Genomic DNA, 15,591 nt, shown 5'->3' with positions numbered 1-15,591 from the left:
CCGGACAGGAGGGCCCCGCATGACCCGGCGGCGCCCCGCACTGCCCCGCTGGTTCGGCTCCGCCGGACGCGCCGGAACGCTGCCGCCGGCCTCGCTCGGACGTCCGCCGGGGGCCGGCCGCGCCGACGGACCCGGCCGCGCCGAGGGGGCAGAGGTGCCTACCACCGACACCGAGCCGCCCGGTACGCACCGGGTGGGGGACACGGTGCTGCTCTCTGACCCCGCGGCCGGTGAGGAGCACACCGCAGCGCTGCGCGCACTGGCTGCCCGCGTGGAGCCGGTACCCGGCATGCCCACCCTGTTGGTCGCGGTCCCCGATACGGCGGCGGACGCGCTCTGGCCCGCGCTGGGCGCGCAGTTGCGCCGACTGACGGGTCCGGGGGATGCGGGCGAGGAGGGGGATACCGGGGACGAGTGCGGGGGCGCCGACGTCGTGCGGCTCGTCATGTCCGCTGCGGCAGCCACCGCTCCGGACGACCCGCACCGGTCCTCGCTCGCCCAGCAACTCGCCGACGCCTGGCGGATCTCCGTCGTGGCACCGGACGCCGCGGCCGTGGTCACCCCGGGCGGCACGTTGTTCGTTCCCGTCCCCGCCACCCCCGGCGGTGGCTGGTGGCGGTGCGACCCGGACCGTCCGCCCACCGCCCTCGGTCAGCGGCACCCCGCCCCGGACTGGCAGCCCGGCCTCGCCCGAGTCGGAAGCCGGGAGTTCGGCGACAGCATCGCCGAACAGATTCCCGCCGGACTCCTGTTGCGCCCGCGGCGGGCACCGGCCCCGGAGCCGGGTGACCTGGCCTTCGCCGTACCGGCAGACCCCATCCGCCCCACCCTGCTCGTCGGCAGCCCGACCCATCCGCCCGTGCCCGCGCGGGACATCGCCGCTCTCCTCACCAGCCTGCCCGTCGCGTCCCGCCGTGCCCTGCGGCTGGCCCCCGGCGACCACCGCGACCTGCTCGCGTCCGCCCGCGCGGTGGCCGACCTGCTGGACGGGACGGTCGAAGTGCTCACCGGCCCGCCACTGATCACGGCCCGGCGCACGCAGGTGCTGGTCTCCGGCCCGGACGCCTCCCGGGCCTGGCGGCCCTTCGTCGCTTCCGTGACCTGCCGACCGGTACGAGAGGACGGCTCCCGCCCGCCCGAGGAGCCGACGGCGTGGTACACACCGCCGGTGCACGGATCCCGCCCTGCGGGCGACACCCGGCTGGACCTCGGCGACGGCTGGCAGCTCGAACTGACCCGGTGGGGCCTGTGGTTCGGCACTGCCGACGCCGCGGTGTCACGGCCGCAGCCGCGGCCCCGGTCGGTGGACCCCGCTGCGCCGGTCCTCGTCATTTCGGGTGCGGGTGCGGGTGCGGGTGCGGGGTCCTGCCAAGACCCCACCTTCTGGCCCGCCCTGACCGATGTACTGGACGCGCTGGAACCGGACTTCCGCGAGCGGACCGTCCTGACCGTCGAGGGGCCGTTGGACGACCGGGACCGGCATGCCCTGAGCCGCCTGGCGGCGAGCCGTCGGCTCACCCTGGTCACGGAATCCGCACCGACCCCTGCTCCCGGGCCGGGCGAGCGGCCTCCCGTGCCACCGGGCCAGGAGGCCGGGAGGCCCCTGCCCGTACTCACCTCATCCGCGGTCACCACTTCCGGCCCGCCGGCCCCCCTTCAACTCCCCGCGCCGATCCCTGCCCCGATCCCTGCCCCGATCCCTGCCCCGGCCCCTGCGCCGAACCCGGCTCCTGCCCCGGCCTCTGCCCCGGTGCCGGTACCGAACCCCGCCCCCACGCCCGCACCGACGTCGCCGGCTCCTGCCCCGGCGCCCGAGCTCGTGTCGGTGCCGGGTAGGGCTGACGCGGCCGAGGTGCGCGCCGTGCCCGCTGTCCGGCGCGGTGGTGTCCCACTGTCGGAGGCACTGGCGACCCCGCAGCTCTGCGCGCACGGGGAACAGGTCACCGCTGCCGCACCGACAGCGGCGCCCACCGCGCTGCCCGTGACGAGCAGCGCTCCCGCGCCGGAGGCCGCTCCCGTCGCCGTGCGGGGGCACGCACCGCGCCCGCCCACGGCGACAGCGGCGGAGCCGGTTGCGGTGCCGGAATGCACGGACCTCCACCGGAGTACCTTCCGGGAGGCGATGGGCGCCGGCTGGGAACGCCACGCGGGCGCGGTCTCCCGGGCCATGATCCAGATGCCCGCGCTTCGGACGCGGGACGAGGAGGCTGCCCGGGCCGAGCTGGCGGCTGCGCACCTCTACCTTTCCCCCGGTGGCGACGCCCCGTTCGCCGCCGCGGTCCTGGGCACCGGACCGGAGTCGGACGATCCGACCGTGCTGGCCTACCGGGCCTGCCTGTTCGCGGGGCTGCGCCGGCTGCCCGTGTTCCGCGGCCCGGTCCTGCGGGCCTGGGAGCCCCACACCGATCCCGCAGCGGACCAGGAGCCGGGCGGCTGGATCCTGGTTCAGGAGCCGGTCTCCGCCCTTCCGCCGGCCGCGGCCCACCGGTTGCTCCCCGCGCTGGCCGGCCGGTACGCGGTCCGGACCGCCTCGGGCCGCCGTACGGGCCCGCTCCTGGGCACCGCGGAGGGTGGTGCCGGCCAGCCCGAGCGGATCGTCCTCCTGCCCGGCACCCGGCTCCACGTGTGCGCCGTCCACCCGGCCACCGACGAACTGCCCGGGCGGGTGCTGCTCAACGAGGCCCCGCCCGGTGCGACGGGCTCCGGCCGAGGCCTCCCCACGGCCGAGGCGCTCGCCCGGCTGGAGGACGCGGCACGCAGCGGGACCGGTGTCCCGCCCTCCACCGCGGCCTGGCTCCAGCAGTGCACGGGCCCGCTCGGCTCGTACCTTCCCGCGGGACCGGCCGCTGTGCCGGTTTCCGCCAGTTCTCTGGAAAGCAGGTCAATGTCATGACACCTTCCGCAGGCGGTCGCCCCGGGACGACCGGGGGAGACCCGGTGCTGCACGCCGCCGTGCTGCCCGTCGTCAGCGCCGACCCGGGCGCGGGCGCTCTTCCGGCGGCGGCCCGGCCGGTCCCCGCCACTGCGACGGCCACTGCGACGGCCACTGCGACGGCCACTGCGACGGCGGCCGAGGTGGCCCCGAGCCCTGGCCCTGCCACGGGTGCGGCTGGGTCGGCTCAGGCTCCTGCCGTCGTAGCGGAGGCGGAGCCGGAAGCCGAGTCGGAAGCCGAGGCAACGGCCGCCCCGGAGACCACGCCCACGACCGCGACCACACCGGAACCGGAACCGGCCGCCGCGACCACCACCTCGGCACGGGCCGAGTCCGAGGCAACGGCCGGGACGGAGTCCGAGTCCCGGTCCGAGGCCGAGGCCGTCACCGCGGCCACGGCCGCGACAGCCACGGACGGTTCCGGTTCCGGTCCGCGCGGGTTGCTGGCCTCGTTGCCCGGGCGTCCGGGGAAGCCCATGCTGGCGGCCGCGGCGGTGGCCGGCCTGCTGCTGATAGCCGTACCGTTCCTCGTCTCCGGCTCGGACGACGGGCCGGGGCCGAGGTCCAGGCTCCGGGCCGACGGCAGCCCCATCGGGCCCGACGGCGCACTCCCGGGCCTGGTCCCCGGTACGCAGGCCGCCCCGGCCGGGGACGCACCCGCCGCGCCGGGCACCCAGCCCAACGGCTCCCCGGCTGCGGACGCCGCCAACGGCAACCTGCCCTTCGGCGCACCGCAGTCCGGCGGCGTGCAGGGCAATGCCCCCACCGGCCAGGGCGACGGCAGCGGGCAGCCTGCCCAGAACCCCCAGAATCCCCAGAACCCCCAGCAGTCCGGCAACAACGGCGGCACCCAGACAGGCTCCGACCCCGGCAAGGCGAACACCCCCGTTGCGCCGCCCGCCCCGCCCGCCAAACCGGCCCAGCCGACCGTGCCCGTCTTCAGCAAGCTGGTCGGCCCGGGCTGCGGCAGCGGCGGGTTCACCGCCAAGGGCCAGTACAAGGACGGGGACGAGGGCTGGCGCTACGGATCCAGCGCGTGGCGGGGCGACGGCTGCGACGGCGACTTCCTCGCCATGCCGATGAGCGGCTCCGCCACCAAGGCGGACAGCGACCACTACGCCACGTGGGCCTTCTCCACGGGCGCCGTGAAGTCGGGCCGGTGCACCGTGTACGTCTACATCCCGTCCTCCGGCGACAAGACCATGGTCGGCGGCGACCCGGCCCACTACACGGTCCGGGGCGGGGGCGGGAAGGTCGGCTCCTTCACGATCGACCAGGACGCCAACACCGGCCGGTGGGTCAACGGCGGCTCGTACGAGATCTCGTCCCCGCAGATCGAAGTCTCCGTGGACAACCGGGGCATCGACTGGGGCAGCGGCAACACGAACCGGCACGTGGCCGTCGCTCAGACGAAGGTGGACTGCCAGGGCCGATGACCATCGGCGGCGGCGGGAACCGGGAGCGCGGGGGAGGGGCACCGGGGAGCCGGACGCAGCACTGCACACGACGGGAGACGTCGTGTGCAGTGCCGGCATCGAAATGAGCGGCGGTCGGGAGGCCGTGGCCCGCCGCCGGGTGGTCAGCGCGCTTGAGGCGCCTCGGTCTCCTGCGTCTGGGGCCGGGCCGGCTGGCCGGGGCCCTGGGGTGCGACGAAGTCCTTGCTGCGGATGAGGGCGAAGGCGAGGACGCCGCCCACCAGCGCCAGGATGCCGCTGGCGAACAGCAAGTCGTTCAGGGACGTCGCGAAGCTGGCGTGGATCGCGTTCTCCACCTGTCCACGGAACTCCGGCGGGGCCGCGGCGATCGCCTGATCGGGAGCACCCATGCGGATGGAGCCCGCGACCTCTTCGGTGCGTCCCTGGAGCCCGGGGATGCTCGCGAGCCGGCCTTGCAGCGCGTCGTGCAGTGATGCGGTGAACATCGATCCGTACAGGGCGATGCCGACGGCGATGCCGACCTGCCGGAAGGTCTGGTTCACGCCGGAGGCCATTCCGGCGCGCCACACCGGAACGACACCGATCGCGGTCGAGGCCAGCGGCGGATTGACCATTCCGGCGCCGATGCCCGTGACGATGAACCCCGGGATGAGGTGGGTCCAGTCGGAGTCGGCGGTGACGCCCGTCATGAGCAGGAGCCCGATGCCCACCACGACCAGGCCCGGGCCGATCAACCACCGGGTCGGAACACGGCTCATCACCCGGCCCGCCGCCATGGCGGCGACGAGCGTGCAGCCGGAGCTGACCAGGAGTCGGGCGCCGGTGCCCATCGCGCTGTAACCGAGATCGTTCTGCAGGTAGAGCACGATGTAGATGAACATCGCGAACAGCGAGGCGTTCATCGCGAACGCTGCGATCGAGCCGCCGAGGAACGTCGGGGTCCGCAACAGTTTCAGGTCGAACATGGGCTCGGACACGCGCGACTCGATCACCGCGAACGCCACGAGGAACACCGCTGCCAGGCCGAAACAGATCAGCACACCCTGCTCGTCCCACGCCGTGTCACTGGCCCGGATCAGGGCGTAGACCAGGCTGAACAGACCCGCGGTGAGCGGTACGACGCCCAGCCAGTCGATCCGAGAGGCGCGTGGCGGACGGGACTCGTCCACCATGCGCAGCGTGATGATGATCGCGGCGATGCCGATCGGCAGGTTCACCAGGAAGATGCCGCGCCAGCTGATCCCGCTGGTGATCACACCGCCGAGCACCGGGCCCAGTGCGGTGGCGACACCCGCGACGGCTCCCCAGATGCCGAAGGCCGCGCCCCGCTCCCTGCCCTGGAACGTGCCGGCGAGCAGCGCGAGTGAGGTGGCGAACAGGATCGCGCCACCGATTCCCTGCACCCCACGGGACGCGATCAGCGTCACCTGGTCCTGTGCGATGCCACACAGCAGCGATCCGGCGGTGAAGATCGCCAACCCGATGACGAACAGGAGCCGCCTACCGTACTGGTCGGCCAGGGAACCCGAGGTGAGCAGGAGCGCCGCCAGGCTTAACGCATAAGCGTCCGTCGTCCATTGCAGGCCGCTGAAGCTCGCGTCCAGCGAGTGCTGGATGTCCGGGAGCGCGACTGCGACGATCGTGACGTCGAGCAGCAACATGAATGTCGCTGCGCACACGACCAGTAGCGTCCACCATTGGCGTTTCATCGTTCGGAGCCCTCCTCGGCTCGTAACTCTTCTTTTTTCAACCGTGGTTCAACGAAGAAGCGCATGCTAGCATGCTAGCATGCGTGCAGAAGTCAAGCAGTTCAACGTCTACTTGCCGGTGGAACTCATCCGGCAGATCAAGCACCATGCCATCGAGAACGAGCAGTCGCTCTCGGCCCTGGTAGCCGAGGCGTTGCGCACGTATCTCGCCGTTCACGATCAGGAACCTCCGAAAGGAAAGCAGGCATGACCACCGAAGGTATCGAAGGCGTGTACCTCGAAACCCATAACTGGGGGAAGGCGGCCAAGTTCTTCCAGTCGTTGGGCTACAACGTCGAGTTCTCGACGGAGGAGGGATCGGGAATGCTCCGTAACGGCGATGGCGCCTACCTCCTGCTCGCCGAAATTCCCGAGGACCAGAAGCCCGAGGTCCAGGTCGTGCTGCGGGTGGCGGACGCCGGCGAGTTCACTGTCGATCCGTCCGTGGAGGTGGTCACACCGTTCGAGGACACCCACTACGGAACGCAGGAGATGAAGGTGCGCGACCCTGACGGACGCGTCTGGAGCCTGCAGGCGCCGATCAAGAAGTGAGCGCGGGGCAGCCGGCACCGGCGCTCCACGGGTCGTCGTGACCCGAGGAACGCTCGCGTGTAGTGCGGCTGCCCTCATGTTCCCCATGGTCCGTCCCTTCGGCGCAATGGCCGACGAAGGGACGGACCGTTTGTCAACTCGGAGCAACGCAGGTTGACCTGACGTACCCGCGCTGCTCCTCTTTGACCTGATCCGCCGCGACTCCCCAAGATTCGGTCCATCGGCCGAACGAACACCAGTGCACTCCGCTGTTCGAAGTGCGGGCCGACGCGAGTAGGCCACGTCACGGGAGATTGCGCATGTCGGATCAGAAGAAGACGGCTGAATTGCTGATCATCGGTACCGGGGTGATCGCCATGTCCGTTGCTTACCACTGCGCGGAAGCGGGCGTTGACGTCGTTGTGCTGGAACGGGATCAGCTCGACGCCACCGCGACGCAAACGGCGGGGGCATTCCGTACCTATTATCCCGGGCGAGTGTACGATTCCGAACTGGTGGCGCGCAGCCTGGCCGATTTCCGTTCGTTCGAAGCCGCCACGGGCACCGATCTGGGGCTGACGGAAACCGGAATGCTCGTAGTGGCGACCGATCCGGACCAGGCGGCCGAGTTGGAAGCGGAGTTGCCCGCGCAGCGCGATGTCGGCGTACGGCTGGAGCTGCTGACCGCCGCGCAGGCTGTCGAGCGCAATCCCTGGCTGGATCCGGCGGGAGTCGAAATGGCGCTCTGGTGCCCGCAGATGATCCGCCTCAGGGCGGACGAGGTGCTACGGGGCTACGGCGAGGGCGCGCAGAAGCGCGGTGCCCGAGTGATCACCGGCGCCTCCGTGACCGGAGTGGACGCGTCCACCGGCCGGGTCAGCACCACGGTGGGGGACTTCACCGCGGAGTCGATCGTCATCGCGGACGGACAGGACAGTGGCGTCATCGCCGAGCTGGCCGGCTTGAAGCTGCCGGTGTGGGGCCAGTTCGCCGAACTGTTCCGCACCGATCCGGTCGGTGACGCCGACGTCGCAACGCCGTTCACGTTCCACCCCGCGGCCGGATTGAAGACGATGGGGATGGGGCCGTCCTTCTTGGTGGGACTCGAACGCTTCTCCACGCAGCCGGGCATGCGGGACATCTGGCACGAGGCGGCCGTCGAGGAGGTGGGGCACTGGTACCCACGACTGCGGAACGCCACGCTGCACAGCGCATGGACGGGAACCCTCGACGTGACGCCGTCGAGGTCGGCGCTCATCGGACGGGCGGACGGCAGGCACGAACGGATCTTCTTCGCTGCGGGCTTCACCGGTCACGAGCTCAGCCAGGCCCCCGCCACCGGCAAGATCATCCGCGATCTCCATCTCGGGCGGCACCCCGGCGTCGACATCACGCCGTTCTCGTTGGCGCACAACGGGGCGTGACCCGCGGACCCGAGTGAACGGGCCGGCGTCCGCGGGCCCGGCCCGTTGTCGATCAGGGCCGTGACGACGCCGGCCGCGGCCGTGGACGCTCGTACGCATGGTCACGGGCGTCGGTGCCGGTTCCGTGTGCGTACGCGGTGACGCGTGCTGGTCCGGCCGGTTGCGGCTGCGGCTCCGGGTTCCCCTCGGGGCCGTACGGCCGCCGGCCGCTCCCACCAGGAGGGCGAACGCAGTGCCCGAGCAGGGGGCTTGGGACGTCACGCCGACCTGAGCGGAACGCATCCGCGCCTTCCCGCGGCAGTACGGGCGCCGGCCTGCCGAAGGTGGCGGGCTCGGCCCGGTGACCGGGACCGTCCGGGGCGGCCCCGACGCCGTGAGCACCCCAGCGACACCGAGACGTCACACGGTGACCGTCTGCCCCTTCAGTGGGCCTGCGCCTCTCGGTGGAACGCGTGGACCAGCTGAATCTCGCCAACGATGTGGGCGTTGAAGGCGTCGAGTTCCTCCGCCGGAACCCACAGTTCGAGGATGGTCCGGCCGCCGGCCTGCTGGACGGGATACCGCCTGAGGAACTCGGACTCGACCTCGAAGCGGGTGACGAAGCCGGCCCCGTCGTGCTTCACGTTCCAGTCCCGCGCGATCCTGATGGCGTAGTCCTCGTTGAGCACCGGGTAGAAGATCGGCTGCTCCGGTAGACGGGGCGGCCAAGCACGCCAGTTCAGCTCCCTGACCAGGTCCAGCTCCTTGGGGCCGGTCGGGCGCCACAGGGTCGTCGTTGCGCGCCCGCTGGTCATGGGAATCGCTCTCCAGGTGTCAGAAGTCGCTGAACCGGCTGGTCAGAGAGCGGACCATACCGGCTCGGCAGGCATGACGGCCAGGCAGTGGTCGGCGGAGACCGACCGTCGTGATCGAGCCAGTCAGGACGAGGCCGTCCCACCCGTGACCAGTGGTGAGGGGAAATCCGCTAGTTCTTCGATTAACTGAGTCGACAATTCCGGTACCGTCGCGACGGTGCCGGAATTTTGCATTCCCTGAATCGGGCGAGCGATCCGAAGTGACAAACAATCAGTGATTTGACAAAAAACGCGCTCCTGTCGACCGAGCGAATGTCTTAATTCATATATTCAGTTCGCGACGGCAGCGTAGCCGTTGCGGGTATCCCGACTCCCCTTGAACCTGTCATGCGCTCTCGTTGGCGACAGGGGCCAAATAGAAGGAGATAGGAGAACAATGCGCCAAATTGAGATCGCCTGGGAGGCGATCGACGCCAAGATTCGGATCACACTCGAAGAGGGACGCAACGCGGAACTCGTCGAGCCGTTGTGGGCGGCATTGCCGTACCGGACCCTTCAGGGTCACGCTCTCGTGGCCGGCGACTGCATGTACCACGTGCCGCCGGCGCACGACCTGCTGCACGCGGTTCCGGATTACAAGGTGGATCGCAAGATTCAGCCCAATGGCACGGTTTTCCTTTCCCCCGTGCAGCACCTGACCATCAAGTACGGCGAGCTCACGGAGCCGATGCCGACCTCGCCGATCGGCATGGTCGTCCCGGAGGACGTGGACCTGCTGCCGAAGATCGGTCAGCTGATCTGGGAATCGGTGCACGGCAACGGTGTGCCCGTGATCGCCGAGGTGCGGCGGGTGGACGAGCCGGCCGGCCACGGCGTGCAGCGCCTTGCCGTCGAGTCCGAGCAGGTCCGGGGGCTGATCGAGAGGATCGCCGCGGAAACCGAGCGGGTGTTGGTCGACCCGACCGATGAACTGATCGACATCCACGAGGGCAAGTCCCGGGCCACCTCCGGCGCCGGGACGAAGAACTCGGTCCTCACGACCCTGGTCGCCGTGAACGGCGAGACCCGCCCGCTGGGCTACGTGAACTACACCACCCTGGTGCGCGCCGGTCGGAAGATCGACATGCCGTTCCCGTCGCTGATCGAGCTGGCCAAGATCCTTCTGGTGAAGCCGACCGAGTTCCTCGGCTACTGCGGAATGAACACCTTGTGGGACATCACCAAGGAAGTGGTCGCCGCTCTCGACGTCATCACCACCCGTGAAGACTTCGTCGCTTTGATGGCGCAGATGGCGACGTACGTCAATGCCCTCGGTGCGTGGAATCTTCAGCTGTTCCCGTGGGACCTGACGGGCGACACCTGGACCTACCGTCCGAACGTTACGAGGAGTGCGAATGTCTGAGCAGAACAACACGGCGGAAATGCTGGTCATCGGCGGAGGGGTGATCGGCACGTCCATCGCCTATCACGCGGCCAAGGCGGGCATCGACGTCGTCCTGGTGGAAAAGAACCAGTTCGGTGCCGCGACCACGTCGCAGACCGCTCGCGCGTTCCGAACCTATTTCCCCCGCAAGCCGCACGACTCCGAGCTGGCGACGCGCAGCCTCGCCGAATTCAGGCAGTTCTCCGCGACCACGGGTGTTGACCTCGGGCTGGAGAACCTGGGGCTGCTGACGGTGCTGACCAGCCCGCAGCAGGCGGCCGAGCTGGAGGCGGACCTGGCGGACCACCGTGAGGCCGGAGCGGCAGTGGAAATGCTCACCGCCGCGCAGGCGGTCGAGCTCAACCCCTGGTTGGACCCCGACACCATCGAGGCCGCGGTCTGGAACCCGGACACGTACCGCGTCAAGCCGGAGAAGATCGTCCAGGGATACGCCGAGGGCGCGAAGCAGCACGGTGCACGACTGTTCTCCAACGTCGCGGTGACCGGGCTGGACGGCGACAGCGGCGTGGTCAACACGACGATGGGTGACTTCACCGCGGACGCGATCGTCATCGCGGCCGGACCGTGGAGCGGCGACGTCGGCAAGCTGGCCGGCCTGGACCTGCCGGTGTGGGGGCAGTTCGCCGAACTGCTGCACACTGACGCCATCCGCACCGACCGCGACGTGCACAACTCGCCGTTCACCTTCCACCCCGTGTCCGGGCTGAAGACGATGGGAATGGGCAAGGCCTTCCTCGTCGGCCTGGAGCGCATATCCAAGCAGGACGGACTGCGGGACATCTGGTACCAGGCGGCCGTCGACGAGCTGCCGAAGTGGTACCCGCAGCTGGAGGGCGTCAAGCTCTACAGCGCGTGGACCGGAAGCCTGGACGTCACGCCGACGAAGTCGGCCATCATCGGCAAGGGCAACGGCAAGCACGAGCGGATCTTCTTCGCCGCCGGCTTCACCGGCCACGGACTGGCGCAGGCGCCCGTCGCCGGCCAGATCATCCGTGACCTCTACCAGGGCCACCAGCCGAGCGTCGACCTCACCCCGTACTCGCTGGCCACCAACCTGGCCCGGCTCGAAGCCTTCTGACCAGGTCCTATCCAGGTCCTATCCAGGTCATTCTCGCGGCGGGCGGCCCACTCTCGGCCCGTCCGCCGCATTCCTGAGAGGTGTAGACCATTGTCGCTGGTACAAGCGTCAACTGCACATTGGCAAGGCGAGGCACCCACCCCACTGAACCCTGACACCGCCTTCAACGGCTTCATCTGCGCGCACGTGTTGCACGCACTGGAGCGCCTCGGGCTGTTCCGGAAACTGCAGGACGACGGTTCCGTCGACGTTTCCTCGTTCTGCCGGGACAACCAGCTGGACCATGCCGTCTTCCACGCCCTCGTCCGGGCCGCGGAATCCTTCGGTTACCTGGAATCGCGTGGTGACCTCGTCCGGGCGATCCGGACCGGGGAGGACGTCCGTCAGGCGATCGGCTTCTTCACCTGGGGTGTCGGCGGCTATCACGACGTGTTCGCGAACGCCGCCGCCGTCGCCCGCGGGGAGCGCCGGTTCGGCGTCGACCTCCACCGCGACGAGGGGATGGTGGCACTCGGTTCGGCGCAGGCGGACTCCGCGCTCATGCGGAACATCCTGGACAAGGAGGTCTCCGCGCTCGACTTCAGCACGCTCGTCGACCTCGGTGCCGGCGTCAGCGAGCGGGTCTCCCGGCTGGTCAAGGCACGCCCCGGAAGTCGTGGGCTCGGTATCGACATCAGCAAGTCCGCCACCGAACTCGGGGCCGACACCGTCGAACGGTACGGCCTCGGGGGCACCGTCGAGCCCGTGTGTGCGGACGTACTGGACATCCTCTTCAACGAACAGCGCGTCGAGGGCGCCGACGAAGCCGACGTCGTGATGAGCTTCATGTTCCTGCATGACCTGTTGGTCGATCCGGAACGTCGGGACCAGGTGATTCCCCGGATGCGTGCCGCCTTCCCCAAGGCGCACACGTTCCTGCTGGGGGACACCACGGTGCGGCCGAGGAACGGCGAGGACACCCTGCCGATCTTCTCCAGCGGCTTCGAACTGGCCCACGCCCTGATGGGTGTTCCCATCTACACCCGTGAGGCGTACGAGGAGCTCTTCGACAAGGGAGGCATGCGCCTCCGTCGCGCGGTGCCCTTCGGCGCGCCGCACACCTATCTCTTCGTGCTGGAGGCAGCGTGAGCCGTACGGCCGCCCCCGAAATCGTCTCCGACCTACCCATTCCACTCGCGGTGGCGGGACATCACCAGCCCGCGCCCTTCTACCTCACCGCGGACATGTTCGGCGGTATGCCGGTGCAGATCGCGGGCGGTGAGCTCAGCACGCTCGTGGACAAGCCGGTGGCCGCACCGCACACCCACGAGGTCGACGAGATCTACCTGCTCGTCTCGCCGCTGCCGGGTCAGGCGCGCATCGAGGTCCACCTCGACGGGGTACGTCACGAACTGACCTCGCCGGCGGCGATGCGCATTCCGGCGGGCAGCGAGCACCACTTCGTCACCAAGGAGGCGGCGGTGGGGAGCTACTGCTTCGGGATCCTGTTGGGATCTCAGCTGTGAGTACGCCCGACCGCCCGGAGCCGAAGGTCTACAACACCAGCGTGCCCGATGCGGACACGATGGTGCGGTTGCACCTGAGCGAGAGCCCCTTCGGTGCGAGCCCCGCGGCCGTCGCCGCGGCGACCGGAGCGTTGGAACGGGTCAACCGCTATCCGGCGCCGCAGCGCGAGGGCCTCGTCAAGGCGCTCGCCGAGCAATGGGGCGTTTCCGAGGACCAGATCGCGGTGGCCAACGGCAGCGACGAACTGGTGCTGGCGACCGCGCTGACGCTCGGCGACCTCTCCCGCCCCGGACTCGTTGCCGCCGGCACGTTTCCCGGCTACCCGGAAGCCCTCGAACGCATCGGCCGTGGGGCTGCCGCGCTGCCGCTGCGGGGTGCCGAACTCGACGTCGAGGGTTTTGCGCAGAAGCTCCCCGGATGCGGCATCGGATATGTGTGCAATCCGCACAATCCATCCGGAACGGCGCTTCCACGGGACGCGTTCGTCACTCTGATCGCCGCGGCGCAGTCCAGTGGAGTGCCGCTGGTCTTCGACGAGGCGTACCAGGAGTTCAGCGACCCGAGCCTGCCGCAGACGAGGGACTTCCTCGACCTGGAAGCTCCGGTGCTCGCGTTGCGCACCTTCTCGAAGGCGTACGGGTTGGCGGCCCTGCGGATCGGGTACGCGGTCGGCCGAGCCGATCTCATCGCCGAGGTCCGCCGGACCCTGAACGTCCTTCCGTTCAGCGTCAACCGTGTCGCCCAGGCGGCAGCGCTGGCCGCACTCGCCGACCAGCCGTTCCTGAGCGAGATCAGGAACGGCACCGCTCGGCGGCGGCAGTGGTTCACCGCCGAACTGGAGCGGCGCGGATACCGCTACCTGCCGTCCGTGACGAATTTCGTCGCGGTCCAGGTCGACGCCTCTGGGGAGGCGCAGAACCTTCTCGCCAAGGAGCACGGGATTCTCGTACGGGACACCGGCATGTTCGGTTTTCCCGGCCACCTGCGCGTCTCGCTCGGCACGGAGGACGAGCTGCGGCGGTTCCTCGACGCGCTCGACCGGCTCACCGCCGGCAAGTAATCGAACATCAGGGAGGTAAAGAATGGTCAATGCAATTCCGGACGGATACGCGGAGCTGACGGCCTATCTGTCCGTGGACGGGGCGAGCGAAGCGATCGCCTTCTACGCGGAGGCCTTCGGCGCGGAGGAACTGGCCCGTTCCACCGCTCCCAACGGCAAGATCATGCACGCACAGATCAAGATAGGCAGCACGATCGTCATGCTGTCCGACGAGCTGCGGGAAGCCGGCCTGCTCGGCCCCCACGCCATCGGCGGTACTCCGGTCACCCTCTACCTGTTCGTCGAGGACGTCGACGCCACCTTCGCCCGCGCGCTTCGGGCCGGAGCGAAGCAGCAACGAGAAGTCCAGGACCACTTCTTCGGCGACCGGGCAGGGCAGGTCCTCGACCCGTTCGGTCACCGGTGGACGATCGCCACGCACATCGAGGACGTGTCCCCGGAGGAGTTCGAACGCCGCGCCGACGCGCACATGCGCACCGTGGGCGGTGGATGAGCCCGAGCCAAGGCCGGTCCGCACGGTCGACCCCACCACCCACGTCGCCGTGGGAGCACATGGGGTCGACCGTGCCGGCTGGCCGCCGGCGTTCCGGCCGCCCCGCAGTCGACACCCTCCGTACCTGTGACAATGGGATCGTCTGTTCGGTCCGGAAGAGGGAGACGCCGTGCCCCCCTACGATCTCGCTGACCGCCTCGTGGTCGGGGTTGCCTCCAGCGCCCTGTTCGACCTGGCGGAGGCGGACGCGGTCTTCCGCGAGGAGGGGGAGGCGAGCTACCGCGCCTACCAGGAAGAACACCTGGACCACACACTGGCACCCGGCGTGGCCTACCCGTTCATCCGCAGGCTCCTGTCGCTGAACGATCTGACGCCCGCCGACGACCCGCTGGTCGAAGTGATCGTCCTGTCGCGCAACGACCCGGACACCGGACTGCGGGTGATGAGGTCCATCCAGTCCAAGGGGCTGCCCATCACCCGCGCCATCTTCATGCAGGGGCGCTCGCCCCACCGGTTCATGCCCGCGCTCAACATGTCGCTGTTCCTGTCCGCCAACGAGAGCGACGTCCGCGAGGCCGTCGCGGCGGGCCTTCCGGCCGGATACGTCCTGGGGGCGCCCCCCGCGGACGACGCCGAGGACCAGGACCTGAGGATCGCGTTCGACTTCGACGGGGTCCTCGCCGACGACGCCGCCGAACAGATCTACCAGACGGGCGGACTGGCCACCTTCCGCTCCCACGAGAGCAGGAACGCGCGCAGGCCGCACGCCCCGGGGCCGCTGCGCGATTTCCTGGCCGGTGTGAACAGGGTCCAGCAGCGCGAGGAGGAAAGGCGACGGGAGGACCCCGACTACCGGATCCGGGTCCGTGTCTCCCTGGTCACCGCCCGGAACGCACCTGCCCACGAGCGGGCCGTGCGCAGCTTGGAGAACTGGGGGGTGACGGTGAACGACGCCTTCTTCCTGGGGGGCGTCGACAAGGGCGCGATCATCGGTGTCCTCAAGCCGCACATCTTCTTCGACGACCAGATGAGCCACCTGGTCGTCGCATCGCGGAACACCCCCAGCGTGCACGTCCCGTTCGGCAAGGTGAACGCGGGCGGCGCGCCCTGACGCCTCCCGCTCCGGACCGACCGCGCGAGCGACT

The 15,591-nt window shown here is 69.8% G+C and carries 14 protein-coding genes; 12 read left to right on the top strand and 2 right to left on the bottom strand.

Annotated features, from left to right (window positions below):
- Positions 1–19: 19 nt before the first annotated feature.
- Together ABZZ20_RS26890 and ABZZ20_RS26885 are read left to right on the top strand one after the other, a co-directional pair.
- Entirely contained in the window at positions 20–2,893 is a 2,874-nt protein-coding gene (locus tag ABZZ20_RS26890) for a hypothetical protein (RefSeq protein WP_356873839.1), read from the top strand.
- Positions 2,890–4,368 (top strand): hypothetical protein, encoded by a 1,479-nt coding sequence (locus ABZZ20_RS26885; protein WP_356873837.1) that lies wholly within the window; start codon positions 2,890–2,892, stop codon positions 4,366–4,368. The genes ABZZ20_RS26890 and ABZZ20_RS26885 overlap by 4 nt, the downstream gene beginning before the upstream one ends.
- Before the next feature lie 143 nt (positions 4,369–4,511).
- Here ABZZ20_RS26885 and ABZZ20_RS26880 read toward each other — a convergent pair whose 3' ends face one another.
- Positions 4,512–6,077: an MFS transporter gene (locus ABZZ20_RS26880; RefSeq protein WP_356873835.1), complete on the bottom strand. Its 1,566-nt coding sequence runs from the start codon at positions 6,075–6,077 to the stop codon at positions 4,512–4,514.
- Positions 6,078–6,156: 79 nt separating this feature from the next.
- On the opposite strand from ABZZ20_RS26880, the gene ABZZ20_RS26875 reads away from it, so the two are divergent.
- The 3 genes from ABZZ20_RS26875 to ABZZ20_RS26865 all read left to right on the top strand — a co-directional run bounded on the left by ABZZ20_RS26875 (position 6,157) and on the right by ABZZ20_RS26865 (position 8,071).
- Positions 6,157–6,327 (top strand): ribbon-helix-helix domain-containing protein, encoded by a 171-nt coding sequence (locus tag ABZZ20_RS26875; protein ID WP_356873833.1) that lies wholly within the window; start codon positions 6,157–6,159, stop codon positions 6,325–6,327.
- Entirely contained in the window at positions 6,324–6,668 is a 345-nt protein-coding gene (locus ABZZ20_RS26870) for a VOC family protein (protein WP_356873831.1), read from the top strand. Before ABZZ20_RS26875 ends, ABZZ20_RS26870 begins: the two co-directional genes overlap by 4 nt.
- A gap of 257 nt (positions 6,669–6,925) precedes the next feature.
- Positions 6,926–8,071: an FAD-binding oxidoreductase gene (locus ABZZ20_RS26865; protein WP_356873829.1), complete on the top strand. Its 1,146-nt coding sequence runs from the start codon at positions 6,926–6,928 to the stop codon at positions 8,069–8,071.
- 422 nt (positions 8,072–8,493) lie between these two features.
- Here the strand turns inward: ABZZ20_RS26865 and ABZZ20_RS26860 are convergent, their stop codons facing one another.
- Positions 8,494–8,865, bottom strand: a complete 372-nt coding sequence (locus ABZZ20_RS26860; protein ID WP_356873827.1) for a hypothetical protein — start codon at positions 8,863–8,865, stop codon at positions 8,494–8,496.
- Positions 8,866–9,241: 376 nt separating this feature from the next.
- Here ABZZ20_RS26860 and ABZZ20_RS26855 point away from each other — a divergent pair, with 376 nt between their 5' ends.
- From ABZZ20_RS26855 to ABZZ20_RS26825, 7 genes are all read left to right on the top strand, one after another.
- Positions 9,242–10,267, top strand: coding sequence for a hypothetical protein (locus ABZZ20_RS26855; protein ID WP_356873825.1), 1,026 nt, complete (start codon positions 9,242–9,244; stop codon positions 10,265–10,267).
- Positions 10,260–11,387: an FAD-binding oxidoreductase gene (locus ABZZ20_RS26850; RefSeq protein WP_356873823.1), complete on the top strand. Its 1,128-nt coding sequence runs from the start codon at positions 10,260–10,262 to the stop codon at positions 11,385–11,387. Before ABZZ20_RS26855 ends, ABZZ20_RS26850 begins: the two co-directional genes overlap by 8 nt.
- Before the next feature lie 90 nt (positions 11,388–11,477).
- Entirely contained in the window at positions 11,478–12,515 is a 1,038-nt protein-coding gene (locus tag ABZZ20_RS26845; RefSeq protein ID WP_356873821.1) for a class I SAM-dependent methyltransferase, read from the top strand.
- Positions 12,512–12,892 (top strand): cupin domain-containing protein, encoded by a 381-nt coding sequence (locus tag ABZZ20_RS26840; protein WP_356873819.1) that lies wholly within the window; start codon positions 12,512–12,514, stop codon positions 12,890–12,892. The genes ABZZ20_RS26845 and ABZZ20_RS26840 overlap by 4 nt, the downstream gene beginning before the upstream one ends.
- Entirely contained in the window at positions 12,889–13,953 is a 1,065-nt protein-coding gene (locus ABZZ20_RS26835) for a histidinol-phosphate transaminase (protein WP_356873817.1), read from the top strand. The genes ABZZ20_RS26840 and ABZZ20_RS26835 overlap by 4 nt, the downstream gene beginning before the upstream one ends.
- Before the next feature lie 22 nt (positions 13,954–13,975).
- Positions 13,976–14,446 (top strand): VOC family protein, encoded by a 471-nt coding sequence (locus tag ABZZ20_RS26830; RefSeq protein WP_356873815.1) that lies wholly within the window; start codon positions 13,976–13,978, stop codon positions 14,444–14,446.
- A gap of 169 nt (positions 14,447–14,615) precedes the next feature.
- Positions 14,616–15,557, top strand: coding sequence for a 5'-nucleotidase (locus ABZZ20_RS26825; protein ID WP_356873813.1), 942 nt, complete (start codon positions 14,616–14,618; stop codon positions 15,555–15,557).
- Positions 15,558–15,591 lie beyond the last annotated feature (34 nt).

This window comes from Streptomyces sp. NPDC006430 (assembly GCF_040612395.1).
Taxonomy (GTDB): Bacteria; Actinomycetota; Actinomycetes; order Streptomycetales; family Streptomycetaceae; genus Streptomyces.
Note: the sequence above shows the minus strand (reverse complement) of the source record. Positions and strands in the feature narration are given on the sequence as shown.

What these genes read in the sequence shown, in the direction of transcription:
- ABZZ20_RS26890 (WP_356873839.1), top strand. Translation starts at nt 20, where the DNA reads ATGACCCGGCGGCGCCCCGCACTGCCCCGCTGGTTCGGCTCCGCCGGA.
- ABZZ20_RS26885 (WP_356873837.1), top strand. Translation starts at nt 2,890, where the DNA reads ATGACACCTTCCGCAGGCGGTCGCCCCGGGACGACCGGGGGAGACCCG.
- ABZZ20_RS26880 (WP_356873835.1), bottom strand. Translation starts at nt 6,077, where the DNA reads ATGAAACGCCAATGGTGGACGCTACTGGTCGTGTGCGCAGCGACATTC.
- ABZZ20_RS26875 (WP_356873833.1), top strand. Translation starts at nt 6,157, where the DNA reads ATGCGTGCAGAAGTCAAGCAGTTCAACGTCTACTTGCCGGTGGAACTC.
- ABZZ20_RS26870 (WP_356873831.1), top strand. Translation starts at nt 6,324, where the DNA reads ATGACCACCGAAGGTATCGAAGGCGTGTACCTCGAAACCCATAACTGG.
- ABZZ20_RS26860 (WP_356873827.1), bottom strand. Translation starts at nt 8,865, where the DNA reads ATGACCAGCGGGCGCGCAACGACGACCCTGTGGCGCCCGACCGGCCCC.
- ABZZ20_RS26850 (WP_356873823.1), top strand. Translation starts at nt 10,260, where the DNA reads ATGTCTGAGCAGAACAACACGGCGGAAATGCTGGTCATCGGCGGAGGG.
- ABZZ20_RS26830 (WP_356873815.1), top strand. Translation starts at nt 13,976, where the DNA reads ATGGTCAATGCAATTCCGGACGGATACGCGGAGCTGACGGCCTATCTG.